Source organism: Frateuria sp. Soil773, from assembly GCF_001428405.1.
Lineage (GTDB): Bacteria > Pseudomonadota > Gammaproteobacteria > Xanthomonadales > Rhodanobacteraceae > LMSL01.
In genome coordinates this window covers 53,950-74,753 of the sequence record NZ_LMSL01000002.1, presented here as the reverse complement: position 1 = coordinate 74,753, position 20,804 = coordinate 53,950, and the positions used below count along the sequence as shown (strand labels likewise).

The window sequence follows — 20,804 nt, the reverse complement described above, 5'->3', positions numbered from 1 at the left end:
CGCCGGCGGATGCCGTGTTCCGCAAGCGTCATGCACGCGGGTTGCCACGAAGTGCGCGGCGCATGCTTTTCGGCGTCATGGGTCCGGCGCCGGGCCGCGGGAGAAGCGCAGGCGTGCCAGGATGATCCCCGGGTCGGCGCCGTCCGGCATCTTCGATCCACATCCGCAGGAGACGCAGCATGGATTCCGAATTCTGGCTCCAGCGCTGGCGGGAAGGTCGCACGGGCTTCCACCAGGACCGGCCGACGCCGCTGCTGCTCGAACACTGGCCTCGGCTGGAGGCGGCGCCCGGCAGCCGGGTGTTCGTGCCGCTGGCCGGCAAGTCGCTGGACCTCGCCTGGCTGGCGGCGCAGGGGCACCGGGTGCTGGGCGTGGAGCTGTCGCCGCTGGCCGTCGCGCAGTTCTTCGCCGAGCACGGCCTGACGCCGCAGGTGCACGACTCGCGCTACGGCCGCCACTATCGCGCCGGCGCCATCGAACTGATCTGCGGCGACGCCTTCGCGCTCGACGCCGAAGTCCTGGCGGACTGCATGGCGGTCTACGACCGCGCCGCGCTGATCGCGCTGCCGCCGCCGCTGCGCCGCCGCTACGGGCGCGAGCTGTATGCGCGGCTCCCGGCCGGCTGCCGCGGCCTAGTGATCACGCTGGAATATCCGCAGCACGAGAAACACGGCCCGCCGTTCTGCGTGCCGGAAACCGAGGTGGCCGAGCTGTACGGCCGCGACTGGGACGTGGCCGTGCTCGAGCGCCGCGACATCCTCGCGCAGCAGCCAGGCTTCGTCACCGAAGGGTTGAGCGCGCTGGAGACGGTGGCGTACCGGCTCGTGCGCAAAGCCTGACCCGGCGATGACGGCTCGCGGAGCCGGCACGGGAGCCCGCTGGCGGCGTTGCCTTCACCGATCCGGCGCATGCACGGCCGTATACTGATGCCCGGTCGTTGTCTGGCCGCGCTGCGCGGCCGATCCGGTTGCCGCCGCACCCCGGGAGAGCCGCGATGCCATCTTCCCCGTTGTCCCGCCTGCTGTGTTCCGCCTGCCTGGCCCTGGCTTCCCTCGCCGCGTGGGCGGCGACGCCGCCGGACAGCGTCAGCGTCCATTACCGGGATCCCCGGCACTTCACCGAGGCCCGGCACAGCTTCGGGGTGCACCTGATCAGGGCCGACGCCTACCTGGAACCGCTCCGGGCCTACATCGTCGAGCGCGCCTCGCGCATCCTGGCGCCGGGCCAGCGGCTGGACATCGTGGTGACCGACGTGGACCGCGCCGGCGAGTACGAACCCTGGCGCGGCCCCGACTTCGACGACGTGCGCATCGTCAAGGACATCTATCCGCCGCGCATCGACCTGGACTTCACCCTGTACGGCGCCGACGGCAAGGTGCTGCGGCAGGGCAGCCGCAAACTGCGCGACGCGGCCTTCCTCAGCAACCGGCCGGCGATTGACCAGGACACGCTGCGCTACGAGAAATCCCTGATCGATCGCTGGCTGCGCCGGGGCGCCGGGAAGCTTTGAGGGGAGCCCGGGCAACAGCCCGGGCAAACGGGTCGATGGAATCCCGGGACGCTTTCCCGGCGATCCGCCACGTCGGTGGAACTTATCGCTTTCGCGGCGTCTCCAACACGGGTCATGCGGGGACACCCGTGTCCGGCCAGGTGGCCGGCATGCCGGGATGTCCCAGTGGAGTCGTGGATGCCGTTGTCGGCATGGTTTCATTGCCTGCTCTCGATGAACGCGTCCCGCCGCGGTTTCGCGCTGCCGGCCGGACGCCGCTGGTGATCGCGCGGCAGGAATCGCGTCGAGGCCGTTTCTCGCCCGCAAGGGCGACGGCGTGGGCGGTCGCCTTGTCGGTCAACGGACTGATGCTGGTCTGCTGGATCGGTACGGACGAGCCGTTGTTTCTCCGTTCGTCGGCGTCGGATCGGGAGGCGGGGCCGGCACTCCACCTGCGGTTCGTATCTCCGGCGCCGCGCACGCCGGATGCGCCGCGCAGGACGGCGGCGTCCGATCGCGGCGCAATCGCATCGCCGCGGACGACGGCCGAGCTGCCGCGCCGCGCACGCGCGGCGACGCTTCCGGCATCGACGCCGGAGCGGCATGCGGAGCAGGTTCCGGTGACTGTTCCTGCCGTTCCCGGACACCGCATCGGGCCGGCCGAAAGCCCCGGCTATGCTTCGCCGCTGCTGCGGTCGGGCAACGATGTCATGACGCGGAAGCCGGGGCGCATCACCTACGCGCCCACGCGCTTCGACAAGGCCTGGCGCGAAGACGACGGGCCCGGAAAGGACACGTTGCTGAAACGCCTCGTGCAGGGTGCGACGGCGCACTGGTCGATGCACCTGCCGGGCGCTGGCACGATGGACTGCGTCGGCGGCGTGGGCGGGCCGCCGGCGCACGCCACCGCCATCCCGCTGTCATCGGTCGGTTGCCGCGGCCGCGCGCCGCCGGCCCCGCCGAACGCCGCCGAATCGATAAGAATCCAGACGCTGCCGCCGGCTCACTAGGCCGCATCGACGATGCTTGGCGCACGTGCGCCGGAGGCGGTCCGCGTGGAGAGGCTTGCAGTATCGGCGCGGACCTCCAGAATCACGCCCTGGCATGCGGCCCCGGCAGCCCATCGGCAGATCGTCCGGGCCGGTTGTTGGTGCAGCGCTGGAGGATGAGCGATTGACCGATTTTTCGTTTCGGCAGGTGGACGTGTTCTCGTCCCGGCCGCTGGGTGGCAACCCATTGGCGGTGGTGGTGGGCGCCGATGCGCTGGACGATGCGCAGATGGCGGCTTTCGCCCGATGGACCAATCTCAGCGAGACGACGTTCCTGCTCGAGCCGCGCGTGCCGGAAGCGGATTACCGGGTGCGCATCTTCACGCCCTTGCAGGAGCTGCCTTTCGCCGGCCATCCCACGCTGGGCAGTTGCCATGCCTGGCTCGCTTCGGGCGGCACGCCCAAGGGGGACGAGATCGTCCAGGAGTGCGCGGCGGGCCTTGTGCGTATCCGGCGCGACGCGGACCGGCTTTCCTTCGCTGCGCCGCCCCTGCGTCGCGCAGGTCCGGTGGAGCCGGCGGTCGTCGCGCGCGTTGTCGAAGGGCTTCGTCTGGCGCCCGATGCGGTGGTCGACGCGAACTGGGTCGACAACGGCCCGGGCTGGCTGGCCGTGCTGCTGCGTTCGCGCGAGGCGGTGCTGGCGCTGCGGCCGGATTTCTCCGTGCTGGCGGGCATGCGCGTCGGCGTGGTGGCGCCGTGGCATGCCGGGGCGGACGGAGCGGACGCGCACTTCGAAGTGCGCGCCTTCACCGCCGCCGGCTTCGAGGATCCGGTGACCGGGAGCCTCAATGCCGGCCTCGCGCAGTGGCTCACGCAGAGCGGGATCGCGCCGGCGCGCTACATCGCCAGCCAGGGCACCGCGCTGGGGCGCACGGGGCGAGTGCACGTGGTGCGGGACGGCGCCGGCATCTGGATCGGCGGCGCGGTAACCCCCTGCATCGCGGGGTCGGTGACGTTGTAGGCGGGCGCGTCGCTGCCCGATCCGGGTTCCTCCGGCCGGCGATCGCCAGGCTGGTCGATGCGGGTGCCCGGGCGGCAGGTCGGCTGGCGTCCGAGCAAAAGAGAATCATTCGCATGTAGACTTTGCCTGTGGCGCTGGCGGCATGTCGGCCCGGAAGTTCGGAAGGGAACGCATGCATCACCTGTTCAGACGCCTGCACCGCTGGTTCGGTTTGTTCACCGCGGTGTTCCTTTTCATCGCCGGGGCGACGGGCGCGGTCATTTCGTGGGACCACGAACTGGACTCGGCCCTGAATCCCGCGATGTACCACTCCGAGCAGGGGCCGCAGCGTCCGGCGCTGGACCTGGCCGACGCGGTGGAGGCGGCGCATCCGCGCGCCCGCGTGAGTTATTTGCCGCTGGCGGCGCCCGCCGGCGAAGCGTTGCAGGTGTGGGTGGAGCCCCGCGTCGACCCGGTGTCGCGCCAGCCGTACGAGCTGGCGTTCAACCAGTTGGCGCTCAATCCCGTCACGGGCGCGGAGCAGGGCAGGCGCCTGTGGGGCGACGTTTCGCTGACGCGCGAGAACCTGCTGCCGTTCCTCTACAAGCTGCACTACAGCCTGGAGCTGCCGCTGATGGGAGGCTACGACGTCGGCTCGCTGTTCATGGGCATCGTGGCGATCGTGTGGGTACTCGACGCGTTCGTGTCGTTGCTGCTGTCGTTCCCGCATCCGCGCTCGTGGCGCAAGTCGCTGGCGTTCCGTTGGCAGCGGGGCGGCCACGCGCTCACTTTCGACGTGCACCGCTCGGGCGGTGTGTGGATCTGGCTGTTGCTGCTCGTGCTGGCGGTGACCGCGGTCTCCATGAACCTGCGTTCGCAGGTGGTCGTACCGGTGGTTTCCGCGTTCTCGAAACTCACGCCCAATCCCTACGACACGCGCGCCGAACTGGCGCCGGCGCAGCAGGCGGAACCGGGTGTCTCGCGGCGCCACGTGCTGGCGCTGGCGCGTGCCGAAGCCGCACGGCGCGGCTGGACCGCGCCGGCGGGCGCGATCCTGTATTCGCCGGAATACGGGATGTATGGCGTGGGCTTCTTCGAGCCCGACGACGAACACGGCGACGGCGGCCTGGGCAATCCGTGGCTGTATTTCAATGCCGGCGACGGCTCGCCCGCCGGGGCGGACATCCCGGGCACCGGCAGCGCGGGCGACATCTTCCTGCAGGCCCAGTTTCCGCTGCATTCGGGACGGATCATCGGCGTGGCGGGGCGGGTGATCGTGAGCCTGGTCGGGCTTGCCGTCGCCGCGCTGAGCGTAACCGGCCTGCTGCTGTGGTGGCGCCGGCGGCGCGCGCAGCACAAGCATGCGGTCCGCTCGCGCAGCCTTGCGGCGCAAGGTCGCGCCTGAGCGCGCGGCATGGACAGGCCGATCCCGCAGCAAATACAATTGCAAATCATTCTTGTTTGCAGTCTTCCCCGATGAATCGACCCCTGCTGTCCGCTCTTCCCCGGCCTCGCCGCCCGCGTGCGCCGGCACGCACCGTCCTGGCCATCGCGCTGCTCGCCGTCCTGTCCCCGCTGGCCGCCACCGCGGCGGAAACGCCGCCGGACAACGCGCCTGACCGCACGGCCGAGCAGAAGAAGGCGATCGACCTCAAGGGCGTGACGGTGACCGGCGTCGACACCAGCGCCTATGCCGTGCGCAACAGCGCGGCGGCCACCAAGCTGTACCTCTCGCCGCGCGAGACCCCGCAGTCGCTCACCGTGATCACGCGCGAGCGCCTGGACGACCAGAACCTCACCTCGCTGCGCCAGGTGCTCGACAACACCGCCGGCGTGTACTCCGACGCGTACGACACCGAGCGCGTGCTGTTCTTCTCGCGCGGCTTCCTGGTCGACACGCTGATGTACGACGGCGTGCCGGCCACCACCAACTTCAATACCGGCTCGATCGACGAGACGCTGGACACGGCGCTGTACGACCGCATCGAAGTGGTCCGCGGCGCCACCGGCCTGATGAGCGGGGCGGGCAGCCCGGGCGCGTCGATCAACCTGGTACGCAAGCATGCGGTGGAAAAGACGCCGTCGTTGTCGGTGGATCTCTCGGCGGGTTCGTGGAACGACGGCCGCGTGCAGCTCGACGGCAGCGTGCCGCTCAACGCCAGCGGCAGCGTGCGCGCGCGCGGCGTGGCGGTATACCAGGACCAGGAGTCCTACCAGGCGCTGTACCGGAAGAAGACCGGCGTGCTGTACGGCATCGTCGACTGGGACGTGTCGCCGGCGACACGCCTGTCGCTCGGCTTCGACCACCAGGACAACCGGCCGCGCCGCAATACCTGGGGCTCGTTCCCGCTGTTCCTGTCCGACGGCAGCAAGGCCGACTGGCCGCGCTCGGTCACCACGGCGGCCGACTGGAGCCACTGGACGCGCCGCACGGACACGCTGTTCGGCGAGCTTCAGCACAGCTTCGGCAACGACTGGACCTTGCACGCCTCGGCCAACGTGCGCCGCTACCGCGAGGACGTGCAACTGTTCTATGTCTCCGGCTTCCCGGATCCGGCCACCGGTGAGGGGCTGGAGCCGTCCGCGTACAAGAGCAAGGGCGAGATCATCGACCGCGCCGTCGACCTGTACGCCAGCGGGCCGTTCGACGCGTTCGGTCGCACGCACGAGCTGGTGCTCGGCTACGGCGGCTCGCGCACGTCCAACACCGGCCGCGAGTACGAGCCGACCGGTGCGCTTGCCGACACCGGCAACTTCTTCGACTGGAACGGCGCCTACCCCAGGCCGGATTTCCCCGCGCAGGGCAGTCCGCTCAACGACATCGACACCACGCAGAACGGCTTCTACGCGGCGGCGCGCTGGTCGCTGGCCGATCCGCTGACGCTGATCACCGGCGCGCGCTACGCGACCTGGAAGGTCGATTCGTTCTACGTCTACGACACGCCCAACGATTCGAAGTACGACTTCAAGAAGACCATTCCCTACGCCGGCCTCGTCTACGACATCGGCAAGGACTACTCGCTGTTCGCCAGCTACACCGGCATCTTCAAGCCGCAGAACGCGCGCAACATCGACGGCCACTACCTCGACCCGATCGACGGGCGCAGCGTGGAGCTGGGCCTCAAGGGCGAGCACCTGAACGGCCGCCTGACCACTTCGCTGACGCTGTTCAAGACCCGGCAGGACAACGTCGCCGCGCCGGTGTACGACGAGGCCACCGGCGAGCCGCTGCTGCTGCCGGACGGCTCGCAGGTGTCGCGCGCGCTCGACGGCACCGAATCGCGCGGCTTCGAGGTCGAGGTGGCCGGCCGGCTCAGCGACGAGTGGCAAGCCTCGCTCGGCTTCTCGCGCACGCTGATGCACGACGCCACCGGCAAGAACGTGCGCACCTACATCCCCGGCACCCTGCTGCGCACGTTCGCCACGTGGACGCCGCGCCGCTGGGTGGACGGCCTCACGCTCGGCGCCGGACTCAACTGGCAGTCGCGCAGCTACACCACGGTGGCGAGCCCGGCAGGCAGCGTCGTATTCCGCCAGGGCAGCGTGCCGCAGCTCTCGCTGATGGCGAAGTACGACCTCTCGCCGAGCGCCTCGCTGCAGCTCAACGCGAACAACGTGCTGGACCGCAAGTTCTACGTCCTCGACGAGTACGACAACACGTACTACGGCGCGCCGGCCAACATGTCGCTGTCCCTGCGCCTGGCGTTCTGAGCACGCCGTCATCCCCGGGTACGCCGTCATTCCAGCGAAAGCTGGAATCCAGCGCCTTCGCGCAGGGTCACGCAACCGGAGTGGAAGCTTCCGGCAGCGAGAACACAGGGCAGCCGACCGCACAATCTTCTACGTGGCGACGACTGCCGGCTCGCCACGCATCCGCTTGCCGTTGAGCAGCCTGCCGATGACCGTATGACGGACCAGCAGCCCGATCGCCTGGACGGACAGCATCAGGTAGAACGGGAATCGCAGGTGCGTCCGGGCCGGTGCTACGCTTCGCCTTTCCCCCATTTCACGGCACAGCGAGCGAGACGATGACGATCCAGGCCTTCTACCCCATCGGCAAACCCGGAACACCGTGGGGCAGGGAGGAGGTGGCGCAGTGGTTGTCGCGGCAGGACGTGAAGCGCAGCTACGAGGCGGACGTGCTGCGCAGGATCGACGCCCTGCGCGCGCGCTTCGACGTGGCGGAATACGGCCGGCTGGACTATCCCTCCGGCAGCTATCCGCTGTTCGCCATCGGCAGCCGCGACTGGCGCGACGACCTGCCCTGCGCGCTGGTGACCGGCGGCGTGCACGGCTACGAGACCAGCGGCGTGCACGGCGCGCTGCAGTTCGCCGAAGGGCACGCGGCGGACTACGCGGGCAAGGCCAACCTGCTGGTGGCGCCCTGCGTCAGCCCCTGGGCGTACGAGCGCATCCACCGCTGGAACGCGGATGCGATCGACCCGAACCGCTCGTTCCGCGAGAACAGCCCGGCGCAGGAATCGGCGGCGCTGATGCGCCTGGTCGCGCCGCTGCGCGACCGCGTGCTGGTGCACATCGACCTGCACGAGACCACCGACACCGACGAGTCCGAGTTCCGTCCCGCGCTGGCCGCGCGCGACGGCGCGGCCTACGAGCCGGGCGAAATCCCGGACGGCTTCTACCTGGTCGACGACAGCGAGCACCCGCAACCCAAGTTCCAGCAGGCGGTGATCGCGGCGGTGGCGAAAGTCACCCACATCGCGCCGGCCGACGCCAACGGCGAGATCATCGGCTCGCCGGTGGTCGCGCCGGGCGTCATCGAGTACGCGCTGGAACGGCTCGGCCTCTGCGCGGGCATCACCCATGCCCGCTACAAGACCACCACCGAGGTCTACCCCGACAGCCCGCGCGCCACGCCCGAGCAGTGCAACGCCGCGCAGGTGGCGGCGGTCTGCGCGGCGATCGATTTCGCGCTGGCGCATGCGGACTGATGCGTACCGATAAGGAGTGCGTTTTTCACCAAGACGGATCGGTACGTCATGTTGAAGAATGGAGGAAGGATTCCTCCCCCCTTTTTCTTTTGCGGCAAGTCTTTTGCGGCAAGCAATCAGGGAAGGGTGCAGCCGGAGCGCCTGCATTCCTTCCAGTCGTTGTCGCAACGTAATACATCCTGATGGTCATACGCTTGGGCAAGGCAGTCGCGATGGACCTGATCGCAAACCGCGCATCGCGAGGCGGCTATTGCCGAGCCGGACAATGCGGTGACCACCATCATGGCGAAAAGCGCCATCTTGCCTTTCTTGAACGTCTTCATAGTGCATCTCCTTTTGCGATCCATTGAACGTCTTGTCGCTTGCCGCTCCTGCGAGCGGGCGACCTTGTTCGAATAGCATCAAGTCAGAAACGAGGTCAAGCCGAGTCGTTTTCAGCCGCTCGTGAATCAACGGATAGGCAAGTCGCCCATGAACGAAGGCGCTCGACATGGTGATGCACGACCTTCGGTCCTTGCCGGACTCGATGGCGCGCCGCCATCCGATACCGTGCCGACGGGCCTGATCTTCTGCCTCGCGCTCGCTGCGGTCGTCATCGTATTGGGGATTCCCGTGATCGCGATGAAAGGCGGTTACGACTGGAACGATGGCCTGTTCTTCAAGCACCAGGCCCACGCGGTGGCGCGCGCGGGAGGAGACCTGTCAGGCACGTTGTTCGCACTCGGCTTGAGCGGCGTGCTGGCAGGCCAGGCCAGGCCTGGCCGCGGCTGGCATTGTGGGTGGGCGTTGCCACGCGGCTGCGGGTGTTGGTGGTCTACGGCGGCATGATCGTGCTGGCGCTGGCGTGCCGGATCAAGGCGATGGCGCTGCTGAAGGTGATGTATGCGCGAGAGGACCGCGCCGTGCGCACGCTCTACGAGCAGTCCGGCCGCGGCATGACCGTCGCCTCGGTGCAGGCGCTCGCCGCCGCGCTCAACCGGGACCTGCAAGCGCGGCCCGCCGACATGGGCGCCTATGCCGGCATGCTCGACGCGGAGCGCGGCGGCGCCCCGGTGCGCACGATGGAGTTCTCCGCACCGGAACGCCAGGCCGGCGTGCGCATGGTGGCCCGGCTGGCCTCGTGCGGATCCAGCCCTGCCGCCCGCATCGAGCGGATCTACCTGCTCGAACGCAAGCGGCAGGTGGCGGCCAAGTGAGCTGCGGGCGGAACGATCCGGTGCGGCTAGGGTGCCCGGAGGCTGGCCGTCATGGCGCGCCCGGCATTGCATTTTAGGTACGGCGAGGCGCTCAGCCAGCGGGCATCGGGATAGTAGGAGAACACGTACTGGCCACCCTTGAGCGTATCGATCAACGGCCGCGCGATGGCGCTGCGCACGGCGGGGCAGCCCCAACTGCGGCCGATCCGGCCCTGCCGGCTGGCCATGGCGGAACTGACGTAGGAGGCGCCGTGGATCACCAGGGCGCGGTCCAGCGCGCGGTCGTTGGTGCCCGGTTCGAGGCCGTCCATGCGCAGCGAATAGCCGTTGCGGCCGGCGTAGGTGTCGCGCGTGCGGAACAGGCCGAGGCTGGATTCCAGGCTGTCCGGCCGGTTGGAGAATTTCGTCGCGAGGTTGTCGCCGGTGTTGCGGCCGTGCGCGACCAGTTCGTGGAACAGCAGCTTGCGCCGCACCAGGTCGAACACCCACAGCCGCGGCTCGGTGGAAGGGCGCGAGTAGTCGATCACCGCGAGCCGGTCGGACGGCGGCTGGCCTTGCGCGGCGGCGCACTCGGTGGCGGCCAGCGCCAGCCCGATCACCTTCGGGTTGGCCTGCGGGGCCAGCCGGCTCAGGGCGGCCTGCAGCGAGTCGTCGGCAGCGTGCGCGGGAACGAGGACGGTGGCGAGAGGGAACGCCGCGGCGGCGACGTGGCGCAGGAGTCGGTTCATCGGGGCATGGGTGCGGCGGCGGATACGGCGCCCGATCCTAGCAGCCGCGGGTTAAGGATGTGTCCCACCCGGTTTGCAGCATGGGGCGGCTGTGCTAAGACGGGGGCGATCCCGCGCAAAGGAATCTGCCGTGTCGCCCCTGCGTCCCCGAAGCCTGCCCTGCCTCGCCGTGCTGATGCTGGCGTTGAGCGTCCCCCTGCATGCCCAATCCGCGCTGCCGCAGCCGGCACCGGCGCCGGCTGCGACGGTGGCCCTGTCGCCGGAGGCCGAGCTGATCCGCGAACGGGTGGAGCAACTGCGCAGCGCGCCGCCCGACGGCGTCAGCGTGCTGGAGAATGCGCAGGCGGATTTCTACCAGCAGGACGGGTTCGCGCCGGCATGGACGCAGCCGCGCGACGTCGACCAGTTGCTGGCGGCGCTGCGCGGCATGGATGCCGACGGGCTGAACCCCCAGGACTACGCGGTGGCCGAGCTGGAGCAGCGCCGCGCGGTGCTGGCCGACCCGCGGGCGACGCCGTTGCAGCGCGCGCAGTTCGACCTGCTTGCCACGCAGTCGTGCCTCACCGCGCTGATGCACCTGTACCGCGGCAAGGTGGATCCGTCCACGCTGGACCCGCACTGGAACTTCGATCCGCGCCAGCTCGATCCCGCACAGGGCCTGCAGGCGCTGCGCGACGCCCTGGCGCAGGGACAAATCGCCGCCCTGTTCGACCGCGCGCGCCCGCAGAACCCGCTGTACGGCGAGCTGCGCACGATGCTGGCGAAGCTGCGCGTGCTGGCGGCGCAGGGCGGCTGGCCGCAGGTTCCGGAAGGTCCGACGCTGAAGCCCGGGACGAGCGATCCGCGGGTGCCCGCGCTGCGCCAGCGGCTGGTGCTGGGCGGCTACCTGGCCGCGGATGCTGGCGCCGGTGCGGGCGAGTTCTACGACCCCGCGCTGGAGGCGGCGCTCAAGCAGTTCCAGCAGGAGCAGTACCTGACCGCGGACGGCCATCTCGGCGCGGCGACGCTGGCCGCGCTGAACGTTCCGGTGGAGGCGCGCATCGACCAGTTGCGGGTGAACCTGGAACGCGCGCGCTGGCTGCTGCACCAGTTGCAGGGCGAGTTCGTGGTGGTGGACATCGCCGGCTACCGGATCGCCTACTACCGCGACGGCAAGCCGGTATGGCGCTCGCGCGTGCAGGTGGGCAAGCCGTACCGCAGCACGCCGGTGTTCAAGTCGCAGATCACCTACCTCACGCTCAACCCGACCTGGACGGTGCCGCCGACCATCCTGAAGAACGACATCCTGCCGAAGGTGCGCAGGAACCCCGGCTACCTCGCGGCCAACCGCATCCGCGTGCTGGACACGCAGGGCAACCCGCGCTCGCCGGCCAGCGTGGACTGGAACCGCCCGCGCGGCATCGTGCTGCGCCAGGACGCCGGCCCCGGCAATTCGCTGGGGCGCGTGGTGATCCGCTTCCCGAACGACTACGCGATCTACCTGCACGACACGCCGCACCAGGAGCTGTTCGCCCGCGAGCAGCGCGCCAACAGCTCCGGCTGCATCCGCGTGGAGCGGCCGCGCGAGCTGGTCGAGCTGCTGCTGGACGATCCGGCGCGCTGGGACCGCGCGGCGATCGACCGCGCGATCGACACCGACAAGACCCGCACGGTGATGCTGCCCCGGCCGGTGCCGGTGTTGCTGGCGTACTGGACGGTGGACCTGCGCGAGGACGGCCGGCTCGGCTTCCGCCCCGATATCTACGGGCGCGACGCGCCGGTGCTGCGTGCGCTGGACCGCCCGCGCCAGCCGTCCGCCGCGGGTAACTGACGGGAGCCCCGAAAACTGCCATCACCCCGGCGGAAGCCGGGGTCCGGGGCTTTCGAGAAATTGCCGGAAGAAAAGGCGCTGGGTTCCTTGTCCGGGTTGCCCTTCGGCTGCAGCAGTTCCCAGGAACGGACGAGTCCACGTCGGTTGTCCGAGGCTCCCTGGAAGCGTCGTGCCGGAGGGGCTCAGTGGCTGCTACCGGCGCTCCCGCTCGCGGCCGCCGAGGGCAGCCATTGCAGGTCGGCCACCACCGGGAAGTGGTCCGACGGATAGCGGCCGTCCTGCTGCGTGGTGACGGTGCGCACGTCGCTGGCCTTGAAGCCGCGGTAGAGGATCCAGTCGATCCGATGGTCCGGCTTGCCGGTGAAATTGTGGAAGGTGGCTTCCGGGCCGCTGCGCTTCGCCGCGTCGAGCCAGGCGTCGTGCAGCGTGCGGGTGAGCAGGGCGTGGTCGGGCCGGTCGGGCGGGCTGTTGAAATCGCCGGTGAGCACGAACGGCACGCCGGCGGGCAGGGTCTTCATGCGGGCCAGGATCGCCTGTGCGGAGCGGGTGCGGATCGGCTCGTCCTGGTCGCGGTACGGGAAGTGCGTGTTGTAGTAGTAGAAGCGCCGGTGGGTGGCCTTCACCTCGAACAGCGCCCAGGTCACCATGCGCGGGAACACGTTGCCCCAGGTGATGCTGCCCGGCTTGTCCGGTGTGTCGGACAGCCAGAAGTTGCCCGATTCCACCACCTCGAGCCGGTCCGCGCGGTAGAACACGCCCATGTGCTCGTCGCCGTCGTTGCCGAAGCGGCCGAGCCCGAACCAGCGGTACTGCGGCAGCTTGCCGGCGAGGTAGTCGCCCTGGAACTTGTACAGTTCCTGCGTGCCGAACAGGTCGGGATGCTGCTCGAGGATCGTGCGCACCATGATGTCGCGCCGCAGCTCCCATCGGTTGGGGCCGTCGTCGGCGGTGCCCAGGCGCACGTTGAAGGTCATCACGCGCAACGTCTGCGCGGCCAGCGGCGCGGCGCACAGAGCCCACAGGGCGGCGATCAGAAACAGGCGGAAGGAACGCATGGCCGGCTCCGTCGAAAGAGGGGGATCTTCACGACCGTAGCACAGCCGCGCGTCGCGATCGTTGCGCGGCCGGACCCGGTGGCCCACGCAAAAAAGCCGCGCCGGTGCACGCCGGCGCGGCAAAGGGGTTTGAACCGACCACTGCCAGGTGAGCCGGCGCCGAGCCGGAGGGGATCCGCATCGGCCGGGGCAAGTTAGCGGCGGTGCGTCTCACGGATTGGGACCGCGCCGGCGGACCGTGCGGGGATGGCTTGGGCTAGCATCGTGCGCTCCCGCCACGCAAGAGGAGCAAGCCGTGTCCAAGTCCCCAGGATCGTTTGCCGCGTTGCTGGCCGGCGCGTTGGTTTCGGCCGCCTTTGCGCAGCCAGCCGCCGCGGCTTCCGCGCCAGCGAGGCCGGCCTCGGCCGATGCCGGCTTGCGGTTCGTCGATCCACCCGGCCTGGCGTCGCCGGCCGGCTACACCCACGTGGTGGTGGCCCCGGCCGGGCGCACGCTGTACCTGTCGGGACAGATCGCGTTCGACCGCGCGGGCAAGCTGGTCGGCGCCAACGACTTCGCCGCGCAGGCGCAGCAGGTGTTCGCCAACCTGGATACCGCGCTGAAAGGCGCCGGCGCCGACTTTTCCCACGTGGTGAAGCTGACCATGTACGTCACCGACATGAGCCAGTTGCAGGCACTGCGCGCCGCGCGCGACCGCTACATCGACCGCGCGCATCCACCGGCCAGCACCCTGGTCGAAGTGCGCCGGCTGGCGCGGGACGGCCTGCTGCTGGAAGTGGACGCTATCGCGGTGGTGCCGGACTAGCGGGAGCCGTTCCGCGGCCTGCCGTCCCCGGGCCGGGGATGACCCGGCCCGGGGACGCCATTGATCCTGCATCGTGACGTCCCGCGCGATCCGCCCGAGGCCCAGGCAGTCGTCTCCGGCCGTCGCCGGCAAGCGCCTCGCCGGCCGGCGAGGCGCGGCGGTTTTCAGTGCTTCGTCGTCTCGGACTCGACCACCATGTCCAGCACCAGCGCGCTGGACGGCGCGTCGGCGGGCGGGTTCTTGATCGCGTAGCGCTTCACCCGCAGCACGTTGCGCACGCCGTCTTCGTGGGTATAGCCCTCGATGTCCTGGTACAGCGGCTGCCATTCGCCCGGCTTGCCGACGGCCAGCCCGTGCTCGTCGTACTTGCGCTCGCGTACCTGCAGGCACTGCTTGTCCGGGATCAGCGGATGGCTGCAGGGCGCGGTCTTCGCCGCCACCTCGAGGAACTCGGTGACGCCGGGGCCGCCGTAGCGGGTCTCGGCGGTGGGCTGGCCGGTGAATACCAGGGTATCGCCGCCGTCGGTGAGCAGGCTCAGCCGCGGCGCGTCGCCGGCATCGTGCAGGCTCAGCTTCGGGTGTCCTTGCAGGCGGTCGCCGATCGCGCCGTCCAGCGCGCTCACACCGGGTTCGGAGCAGGCCATCAAAGTGTGCATCATCGACTCGACCTGCAGGCGGTCGCCCTCGATGCGGTAGCCGCCGCCCATGTGGTTGCAGGTATTACTGACGCTGACCCGGCCGTCGGCGAAGTCGAGCTGCACCGGCTTGTCCGGGCGCGCGAACAGCGCGTCGATGCGCTTGCCGTCGCTGCCGGTGGCTTCGTTCAACTGCCAGTGGTAGCGGCCGAGCAGGGCGGCATCCACGGTGCCGGTCGTTGCGGCCGTGCTGGACGGTGCCGCCGGTGCCGCCGGTGCCGCAGCGGTGGCGGCGGCGGGCGGCGCGGCCGGCGTGTCGGACGAGGGCGCCGGCGAGCAGGCGGCGAGGGCGAGCGGCAGCAACAGCAGGCTGTATTTCATGGTTTTCTCCGGATGGGTACGGGTGAAACGCACGATAGCGCAGTACGGGGTCGAGGCTCAGCGCGGCGGTGCGGATCGCGGCCGGCGGGGGCCCGGGGCGGAATGCCGGCCCTGCGCGGCGTCGATCTCGTCGATCCAGCCGGCGCGCGCCTGCGGGAAGGCGTCCGCATAGGGCACGTACGGCTTGATGTCGAGGATCGGCGTGCCGTCGAGCAGGTCCAGCCCGCGTACGCGCAACCCATGGCCCTCGACCGCCAGCAACTCCACCGCCGACAGCCCGATCGCATTGGGCCGGTGCGGCGAGCGCGTCGCCAGCACCCCGCGCTTGCCGCCGCCGCGCGGCGGACGCACCTGCGCCTTCCAGCCCTCGCTGCGGTCGAACACGAACACCAGCCAGATCCGCTCGAAACCGGCGAGATCGCCGAACGCCGCCTCGGGAAAGCCGGCCACGAACTCGATGCGGGCCTCGGCCTGCGCGCCGGTCTCGGTGCCCTCCACCACGGTGGGCTGGTGCGGCGCGTCGATGCGCCGCGCGTACGGCGAGCGGACGTGGGCGATCGGTCGGCAGATGAATGCGTCGTGGCTGTCGTGCATGATGGGCGTTCGGGCGTTGGCGGCCGCATTATCCACCGACGCCCGCCCGCAGGCTGCTCTCCCACACCCCGCCGAGGACGCCATGAAATTCCTGATGATGATCTACACCGACGACACGCTGCTCGACGCCCTGCCGGAAGGCCGCTTCGACACGCTGATGCGCGGCTGCCTGGAACATGCCGACGAGTTGCGTGCGCAGGGGCGCCTGCTCGATTCGCAGCAGCTCGAACCGGCCGCCGCCGCCAAGTCGGTGCGCGTGCGCAACCAGCGCATGAGCGTGCTGGACGGGCCGTTCGCCGAGACCAAGGAATACCTGGGCGGCTTCAACCTGATCGAGGCGGAGGACATCGACGAAGCGGTACGGATCGCCGCCGAATTCCCGTGGGCGGCGACCGGCTGCATCGAGGTCCGCCCGGTGCGCGACATCGGCGCGGTGCGCCGCCGGGTCGGCGCGGCGGAAGGCTGAATGCCCGTCCGCCATTGGCCGCCCACGAAGCCTTCCACGACGAGCCGCGCATGAACGCCTACGACGACGATGACGACCACGAGCGGGATTTCGACGACGCCGGCGAGGATTCGGTCGAAGCGCAGGTCTGGCGCCTGCTGCTGCTGATCAACCCTGGCGACGAGGAAACCGCCCTGCAGCAGTTCGCGGCATACCGCGACGCGGTGCAGGCCGGCGACGAGGGCGATCCGGTCGAGGTGGTCGGCCGGGTGATCGACTGGCGCTCGGGCTTCTACGTCGACGCCCAGGATCCGCGCTCGCTGGTGCAGGCGCTCGACGAACTGGCCGCGCGCTGGAGCCTCGCCATCGACTGGGACGGCGAGCCGGACGACGAGGAATTCTTCGAGGATACCGACGTGGCGGCGCTGCTCGCGGTGGCCGGCGACCGCCTGGCCGAGTTCGGCTATGTCGTATGGGCATGGGAGCCCGGCGACGGCACCTTCGCCGGCTGGATCACGCTGGCGCGCGACAGCGAACCGATGCGCGAGCTGGCCGCGGCGATGGGCATCGGCCTGCGCACGGCCGGCGAGCTGGGCTGAGGCGCGCTGGCCTTGGCCGGCAGGGGCGCGGCCTCGCCGACGGTTGGGCGCGCCGCCGCCTTGCTGCATGATCGGTGCGGAATCCTTGGTGCAGGAGTACGCATGTCTCGTCCGACTCGCGCGTCGCGCCCGCTGGGGCGCGGTCTTCCCCGCACGATCCTGCTGGCGGCGCTCGCCCTGCTCGCCGGCTGCGCCGCGGCGCCGTCGCGCAATCCCTTGGCGACCTGGGTGCCGTCCCCCAACTACGACATCCGCCGGCCGGTGCTGATCGTGCTGCATTTCACCGACCAGGATTCGGTGCAGCAGAGCCTGGACACGCTGCGCACGAAGAACAGCGGCGGGCCGGTGAGCGCCCATTACCTGATCGGCAGCGACGGCCACATCTACCAGCTCGTCGCCGACGAACTGCGCGCCTGGCAGGCCGGCCCGGGCCGCTGGGGCACGATCACCGACCTGAACTCGTCCTCGATCGGGATCGAGCTGGACAACAACGGCCACTCGCCGTTCGCGCCGGCGCAGATCGCCAGCCTGCTGCGCCTGCTCGACGATCTCACCGAGCGGCTGCACATTCCGCGCACCCAGATCATCGGCCACGAGGACCTGGCGCCGGGCCGCAAGAACGATCCGGGGCCGCTGTTCCCGTGGAAGCAGCTCGCCGACGCCGGCTTCGGGATGTGGCCGCAAGGCGCGCTGGTCGATCCGCCGGCCGGCTTCGATCCCTGGCTGGCACTGGCCGCGATCGGCTATCCGCTGGAAGACCGCCCGGCGGCGGTGGTGTCCTTCCACCACCACTTCCGCGGCATCGAGGGCGACACGCTCGACGCCGAGGACCTGCGCGTGCTGTATGCGCTGAGCCAGCAATTGGTCGCTGCGCCTTCCACGCAGGCGATACCGTAGTTCTGCTTCCGGCAGCGCCATAGGGTATGCGATCGGTGCGGCGAATTGAGTCGCCGCCACGGAACGCCGGTCGCCCGCACACACCCGCGATCCTCTTCGGACCGCATGCCGTGCCGGTTGCAGACGATGAAGGAAAGCCGGCCGTGGCGGCGCAGGCCATTCAGTGGGGATGGCGTCCTTGGTATACCCCGCCATGCCGCCAGCGGCGGGGGCATGGGCTCAGCGCCGGCATTGATCGACACCTGCCGATGGAGATGCCATGCTGCTCCGCCAGCAGTTACGCGAAAGAGTTTGGCATGCTCCAGATGATCGGCTTCGACGGCGACGACACGCTCTGGCACAGCGAGGGCTATTACCAGGACGCCGGCAAGGCGTTCGAGGCGATCCTTGGCGGCTACGTCGATCTGGCCGACCTTCGCCTGCACGAGCAGATGCTGGCGACCGAGCGGCGCAACCTGAAGCTGTTCGGCTACGGCGCGAAGGGCATGACGCTGTCGATGGTGGAGACGGCGATCGCGCTGACGGATTCGCGCATCACCGCGCAGGACATCCACCGGATCGTGGCGATCGGCAAGGGCGTGCTGCAGCATCCGGTGGAGCTGCTGCCGGGCATACGCGAGGCGGTGCGGGCGGTGGCGGAGCAGTACCACGTGGTGCTGATCACCAAGGGCGACCTGTTCCACCAGGAAAAGAAGGTGGAGCAGTCGGGGCTGGCCGACCTGTTCCGGCGCATCGAGATCGTGTCGGAAAAGGATGCCGCGACCTACAGGCGGCTGTTCGCCGAGTTCGGGCTCGAGCCGGCGCAGTTCGCGATGGTCGGCAATTCGCTGCGTTCGGACATCGAACCGGTGGTGCGGTTGGGCGGCTGGGGCGTGCACATGCCCTACCACGTGACCTGGGCGCACGAGCTGGAGAACGGCCTCGGCGACGATACGCAACGCTACGTGACGGCCGATGCGCCGGCGGCGATTCCCGCGGCGGTGCGCGAGCTGGCGCAGCGTGCGGCCGGCCTTGCCGCATAAGGGTTTGCCGGTGCCGCCGCGCATCGTGCTGGACACCAACGTCTGCCTCGACCTGTTCCTGTTCGGCGACCCGCAGTCCGCCGCGCTGCACGCGGCGATGCGCGAAGGCGCGATCGAGGCGGTGACCCGCCGCGACTGCCGCGAGGAGTGGCTGCGCGTGCTGCACTACCCGCAGTTGCCGATCGACGAGACGCTGCGCCCCGGCCTGGCGCAGGCGTTCGATGCGCTGGTGCGCTGCCTGCCGGACGGCGAAGCGGAGGCGGAGCCTGGCGTGGCGCTGCCGCGCTGCGCCGATCCGGACGACCAGAAATTCCTGGAACTGGCCCAGGCCGCCGGCGCCCGCTGGCTGGTCAGCAAGGACAACGAGCTGCTGAGGCTGGCGCCGCGCTGCGCGCGCGAGGGGTTGTTCTGGATCGGCCTGCCGCAGGCATGGTCGCCGCATCGCGACCTTCGCGGGAATATCGCGCGCTAGGGTGTGCGTTCGTTGGCCGCGGACAGCTCGCGCCAACTGAGGAACACACGCAGGTCGAATTCCAGTTGGTGGTAGTCCGGCTCCATGTGGCAGCACAGTTGGTAGAACGCCTTGTTGTGCTCGAATTCCTTCAGGTGCGCCAGTTCGTGCACCACGATCATGCGCAGGAATTCCGGCGCGGCCTCGCGGAACACCGAGGCGATGCGGATCTCCTTCTTCGCCTTGAGCCGGCCGCCGTGCACGCGCGAGATCGCGCTGTGCAGGCCGAGCGCCTTGCGCACCACGTCGAGCTTGCTGTCGTACAGCACCTTGTCGATGCCGGGCGCGTTGCGCAGGTGCTCCTGCCTCAGCGCCTGGACGTAGGCGTACAGCGCCTTGTCGCTCTGCACCGCGTGGCGTTGCGGGTAGCGCCGTTGCAGGTAGTCGGCGAGCCGGTCCTGCGCGATCAACTGCCGCACCTGTTCCTGTACGGCCGGCGGGTAGCCGGCGAGGTACTTCAACGGCGTCATCGGCGGCGTCAGGGTGCCGCGTCGTCGGCGAAGCCGGTGTAGTCGTCGGGGAAGATCGGGGTGCCGTCGTCTTCCAGTCCGGCCATGTCGGCCAGCGCGGCGGCGGCGGCCTGCTCGGCCTTGCCCCTGTCGCGGAAGCTGCGGTTCTCGCAGATGGCGTAGTAGGTGGGAAAACCGCGGCCGTCGCGCGGCGAGACCGCCAGCCAGGCGGTGAAGCGCGAGCCCTCGGCGCTGGCGCCGGAGCGGACGTGGTAGCGGTCGAACGTGCGCTCGGTCATGACGATTCGTTCCTGGTTTGCATGCCAGTATAGCGGCCCGCCTATCCCCGGGCCCGCCACGGAGCGAGCGCGCATGCTGACCCCCGCCACCATCGATTGCCCGTACTGCGGCGAGCCGGTCGAGGTGCTGCTCGACGCCAGCGCGGGCGACCAGCAGTACATCGAGGACTGCCAGGTGTGCTGCCGGCCGATCACGCTCACCGTGACGCTCGGCGACGACGGCGAGCCGCGGGTCGCCGCGGCGGGCGAGAACGACGCCTGACGCGGTCAGTCGATGCCGACGCCGAGCGATTGCAGCGTGGCGCGGGTGGCGGCGTCGCCGTCCGGCGTGACCGGGCGGGTGAGATCCCACAGCAGGCGCGCACGCAAGCCCAGCGCCACGGCGTCCTGCGCGGTCCACAGCACGCACACGTCGCGGGCGAGGCCGCACAGGTAGACCTCGTCGATGCCGCGCTCGCGCAGCCAGCCGGCCAGGCCGGTGCTGGGGCGCGCGCCGTCCGGGCCGTGGTTCTCGCGGAAGGCGCTGTACGAATCCACACCCGGGTCGCTGCCCTTGCGCAGGATCAGGTCCGCCGCCGACCAGTCGATCGCCGGATGCAGCGCCGCCCCCGGCGTACCCTGCACGCAATGCGCCGGCCACAGCGTCTGCGGCCGGCCGTGCAGGGCGATCTGCTCGAACGGTGCGCGACCGGGGTGGTTGGCGGCGAACGAGACGTGGTCGCGCGGGTGCCAGTCCTGCGTGGCGACCACGTGGCGGAACGCGCGCGTGCGCAGCAGGCGGTCGATGCCGGCGACGATAGCGTCGCCCTCGTGGCAGGCCAGCGCGCCGCCGGGCATGAAGTCCGGTTGCACGTCCACCAGGATCAGGGCGGCATGGGGGCTCGGCGCAGGGAGCATAGGAGCGGCTTGAGCGGAAGCGGAGCGCGCAAGTCTAGCGCGGCCGGCGCG

The 20,804-nt window shown here is 70.0% G+C and carries 25 protein-coding genes; 17 read left to right on the top strand and 8 right to left on the bottom strand.

Annotation, left to right across the window (positions count from 1 at the left end; genetic code table 11):
- The first annotated feature begins 179 nt into the window (after positions 1-179).
- From ASG87_RS00480 to ASG87_RS00450, 7 genes are all read left to right on the top strand, one after another.
- On the top strand, positions 180-839 hold the full coding sequence (locus ASG87_RS00480; RefSeq protein ID WP_055999181.1) for a thiopurine S-methyltransferase: 660 nt from the start codon (positions 180-182) through the stop codon (positions 837-839).
- 155 nt (positions 840-994) lie between these two features.
- Positions 995-1,510, top strand: coding sequence for a DUF3016 domain-containing protein (locus ASG87_RS00475; protein ID WP_055999179.1), 516 nt, complete (start codon positions 995-997; stop codon positions 1,508-1,510).
- Positions 1,511-1,545: 35 nt separating this feature from the next.
- Positions 1,546-2,499, top strand: a complete 954-nt coding sequence (locus ASG87_RS19720) for a hypothetical protein (RefSeq protein ID WP_157510807.1) — start codon at positions 1,546-1,548, stop codon at positions 2,497-2,499.
- Positions 2,500-2,662: 163 nt separating this feature from the next.
- Complete coding sequence (locus ASG87_RS00465) at positions 2,663-3,499, top strand: PhzF family phenazine biosynthesis protein (RefSeq protein WP_055999174.1); 837 nt, start codon at positions 2,663-2,665, stop codon at positions 3,497-3,499.
- Positions 3,500-3,671: 172 nt separating this feature from the next.
- Positions 3,672-4,883 carry a PepSY-associated TM helix domain-containing protein gene (locus tag ASG87_RS00460; RefSeq protein ID WP_056000190.1) on the top strand — a complete coding sequence of 404 codons (1,212 nt, stop codon included), beginning with the start codon at positions 3,672-3,674 and terminating at the stop codon, positions 4,881-4,883.
- Positions 4,884-4,954: 71 nt separating this feature from the next.
- Complete coding sequence (locus ASG87_RS00455; protein ID WP_055999171.1) at positions 4,955-7,189, top strand: TonB-dependent siderophore receptor; 2,235 nt, start codon at positions 4,955-4,957, stop codon at positions 7,187-7,189.
- 317 nt (positions 7,190-7,506) lie between these two features.
- Positions 7,507-8,430 carry a M14 family metallocarboxypeptidase gene (locus ASG87_RS00450; RefSeq protein WP_055999167.1) on the top strand — a complete coding sequence of 308 codons (924 nt, stop codon included), beginning with the start codon at positions 7,507-7,509 and terminating at the stop codon, positions 8,428-8,430.
- A 116-nt stretch (positions 8,431-8,546) separates the two neighbouring features.
- Here ASG87_RS00450 and ASG87_RS19715 read toward each other — a convergent pair whose 3' ends face one another.
- On the bottom strand, positions 8,547-8,753 hold the full coding sequence (locus ASG87_RS19715; RefSeq protein ID WP_157510805.1) for a hypothetical protein: 207 nt from the start codon (positions 8,751-8,753) through the stop codon (positions 8,547-8,549).
- Positions 8,754-8,901: 148 nt separating this feature from the next.
- Between ASG87_RS19715 and ASG87_RS19710 the strand changes: the two genes are divergently transcribed.
- Both ASG87_RS19710 and ASG87_RS00445 read left to right on the top strand, forming a co-directional pair.
- Complete coding sequence (locus tag ASG87_RS19710; RefSeq protein ID WP_157510803.1) at positions 8,902-9,258, top strand: hypothetical protein; 357 nt, start codon at positions 8,902-8,904, stop codon at positions 9,256-9,258.
- Entirely contained in the window at positions 9,210-9,626 is a 417-nt protein-coding gene (locus ASG87_RS00445) for a hypothetical protein (protein ID WP_055999164.1), read from the top strand. Before ASG87_RS19710 ends, ASG87_RS00445 begins: the two co-directional genes overlap by 49 nt.
- A gap of 26 nt (positions 9,627-9,652) precedes the next feature.
- Here the strand turns inward: ASG87_RS00445 and ASG87_RS00440 are convergent, their stop codons facing one another.
- Entirely contained in the window at positions 9,653-10,354 is a 702-nt protein-coding gene (locus tag ASG87_RS00440) for a murein L,D-transpeptidase catalytic domain family protein (protein WP_055999161.1), read from the bottom strand.
- A gap of 130 nt (positions 10,355-10,484) precedes the next feature.
- Here ASG87_RS00440 and ASG87_RS00435 point away from each other — a divergent pair, with 130 nt between their 5' ends.
- Positions 10,485-12,164: a L,D-transpeptidase family protein gene (locus ASG87_RS00435; protein WP_235499527.1), complete on the top strand. Its 1,680-nt coding sequence runs from the start codon at positions 10,485-10,487 to the stop codon at positions 12,162-12,164.
- A 182-nt stretch (positions 12,165-12,346) separates the two neighbouring features.
- On the opposite strand, the gene ASG87_RS00430 is transcribed toward ASG87_RS00435, so the two are convergent.
- Entirely contained in the window at positions 12,347-13,138 is a 792-nt protein-coding gene (locus tag ASG87_RS00430; protein ID WP_235499547.1) for an endonuclease/exonuclease/phosphatase family protein, read from the bottom strand.
- Between the two features lie 376 nt (positions 13,139-13,514).
- Between ASG87_RS00430 and ASG87_RS00425 the strand changes: the two genes are divergently transcribed.
- The gene (locus tag ASG87_RS00425; RefSeq protein WP_200948950.1) at positions 13,515-14,024 is read left to right on the top strand and encodes a RidA family protein; all 510 of its coding nucleotides are present in this window, start codon (positions 13,515-13,517) and stop codon (positions 14,022-14,024) included.
- 164 nt (positions 14,025-14,188) lie between these two features.
- Here the strand turns inward: ASG87_RS00425 and ASG87_RS00420 are convergent, their stop codons facing one another.
- Both ASG87_RS00420 and tsaA read right to left on the bottom strand, forming a co-directional pair.
- Positions 14,189-15,040, bottom strand: a complete 852-nt coding sequence (locus ASG87_RS00420) for an META and DUF4377 domain-containing protein (protein ID WP_055999151.1) — start codon at positions 15,038-15,040, stop codon at positions 14,189-14,191.
- A 57-nt stretch (positions 15,041-15,097) separates the two neighbouring features.
- The gene (gene tsaA, locus ASG87_RS00415; protein ID WP_055999148.1) at positions 15,098-15,634 is read right to left on the bottom strand and encodes a tRNA (N6-threonylcarbamoyladenosine(37)-N6)-methyltransferase TrmO; all 537 of its coding nucleotides are present in this window, start codon (positions 15,632-15,634) and stop codon (positions 15,098-15,100) included.
- 82 nt (positions 15,635-15,716) lie between these two features.
- On the opposite strand from tsaA, the gene ASG87_RS00410 reads away from it, so the two are divergent.
- The 5 genes from ASG87_RS00410 to ASG87_RS00390 all read left to right on the top strand — a co-directional run bounded on the left by ASG87_RS00410 (position 15,717) and on the right by ASG87_RS00390 (position 19,069).
- A complete protein-coding gene (locus ASG87_RS00410; RefSeq protein ID WP_055999145.1) occupies positions 15,717-16,100 on the top strand; it encodes a YciI family protein in 384 nt (127 codons plus the stop codon).
- A 50-nt stretch (positions 16,101-16,150) separates the two neighbouring features.
- Positions 16,151-16,678, top strand: coding sequence for a hypothetical protein (locus ASG87_RS00405; protein ID WP_056000186.1), 528 nt, complete (start codon positions 16,151-16,153; stop codon positions 16,676-16,678).
- 102 nt (positions 16,679-16,780) lie between these two features.
- Positions 16,781-17,575 carry an N-acetylmuramoyl-L-alanine amidase gene (locus ASG87_RS00400; RefSeq protein ID WP_055999142.1) on the top strand — a complete coding sequence of 265 codons (795 nt, stop codon included), beginning with the start codon at positions 16,781-16,783 and terminating at the stop codon, positions 17,573-17,575.
- A 296-nt stretch (positions 17,576-17,871) separates the two neighbouring features.
- Entirely contained in the window at positions 17,872-18,597 is a 726-nt protein-coding gene (locus tag ASG87_RS00395; RefSeq protein WP_055999139.1) for an HAD family hydrolase, read from the top strand.
- 10 nt (positions 18,598-18,607) lie between these two features.
- Complete coding sequence (locus tag ASG87_RS00390) at positions 18,608-19,069, top strand: putative toxin-antitoxin system toxin component, PIN family (protein ID WP_235499526.1); 462 nt, start codon at positions 18,608-18,610, stop codon at positions 19,067-19,069.
- Here the strand turns inward: ASG87_RS00390 and ASG87_RS00385 are convergent.
- Positions 19,066-19,578 (bottom strand): M48 family metallopeptidase, encoded by a 513-nt coding sequence (locus ASG87_RS00385; protein ID WP_055999136.1) that lies wholly within the window; start codon positions 19,576-19,578, stop codon positions 19,066-19,068. The genes ASG87_RS00390 and ASG87_RS00385 overlap by 4 nt on opposite strands.
- An 8-nt stretch (positions 19,579-19,586) precedes the next feature.
- Positions 19,587-19,856 (bottom strand): hypothetical protein, encoded by a 270-nt coding sequence (locus ASG87_RS00380; RefSeq protein WP_055999133.1) that lies wholly within the window; start codon positions 19,854-19,856, stop codon positions 19,587-19,589.
- A gap of 73 nt (positions 19,857-19,929) precedes the next feature.
- Here ASG87_RS00380 and ASG87_RS00375 point away from each other — a divergent pair, with 73 nt between their 5' ends.
- Positions 19,930-20,118, top strand: a complete 189-nt coding sequence (locus ASG87_RS00375) for a CPXCG motif-containing cysteine-rich protein (RefSeq protein WP_055999130.1) — start codon at positions 19,930-19,932, stop codon at positions 20,116-20,118.
- 5 nt (positions 20,119-20,123) lie between these two features.
- Here the strand turns inward: ASG87_RS00375 and pncA are convergent, their stop codons facing one another.
- Entirely contained in the window at positions 20,124-20,753 is a 630-nt protein-coding gene (gene pncA, locus ASG87_RS00370; protein WP_055999127.1) for a bifunctional nicotinamidase/pyrazinamidase, read from the bottom strand.
- Positions 20,754-20,804 lie beyond the last annotated feature (51 nt).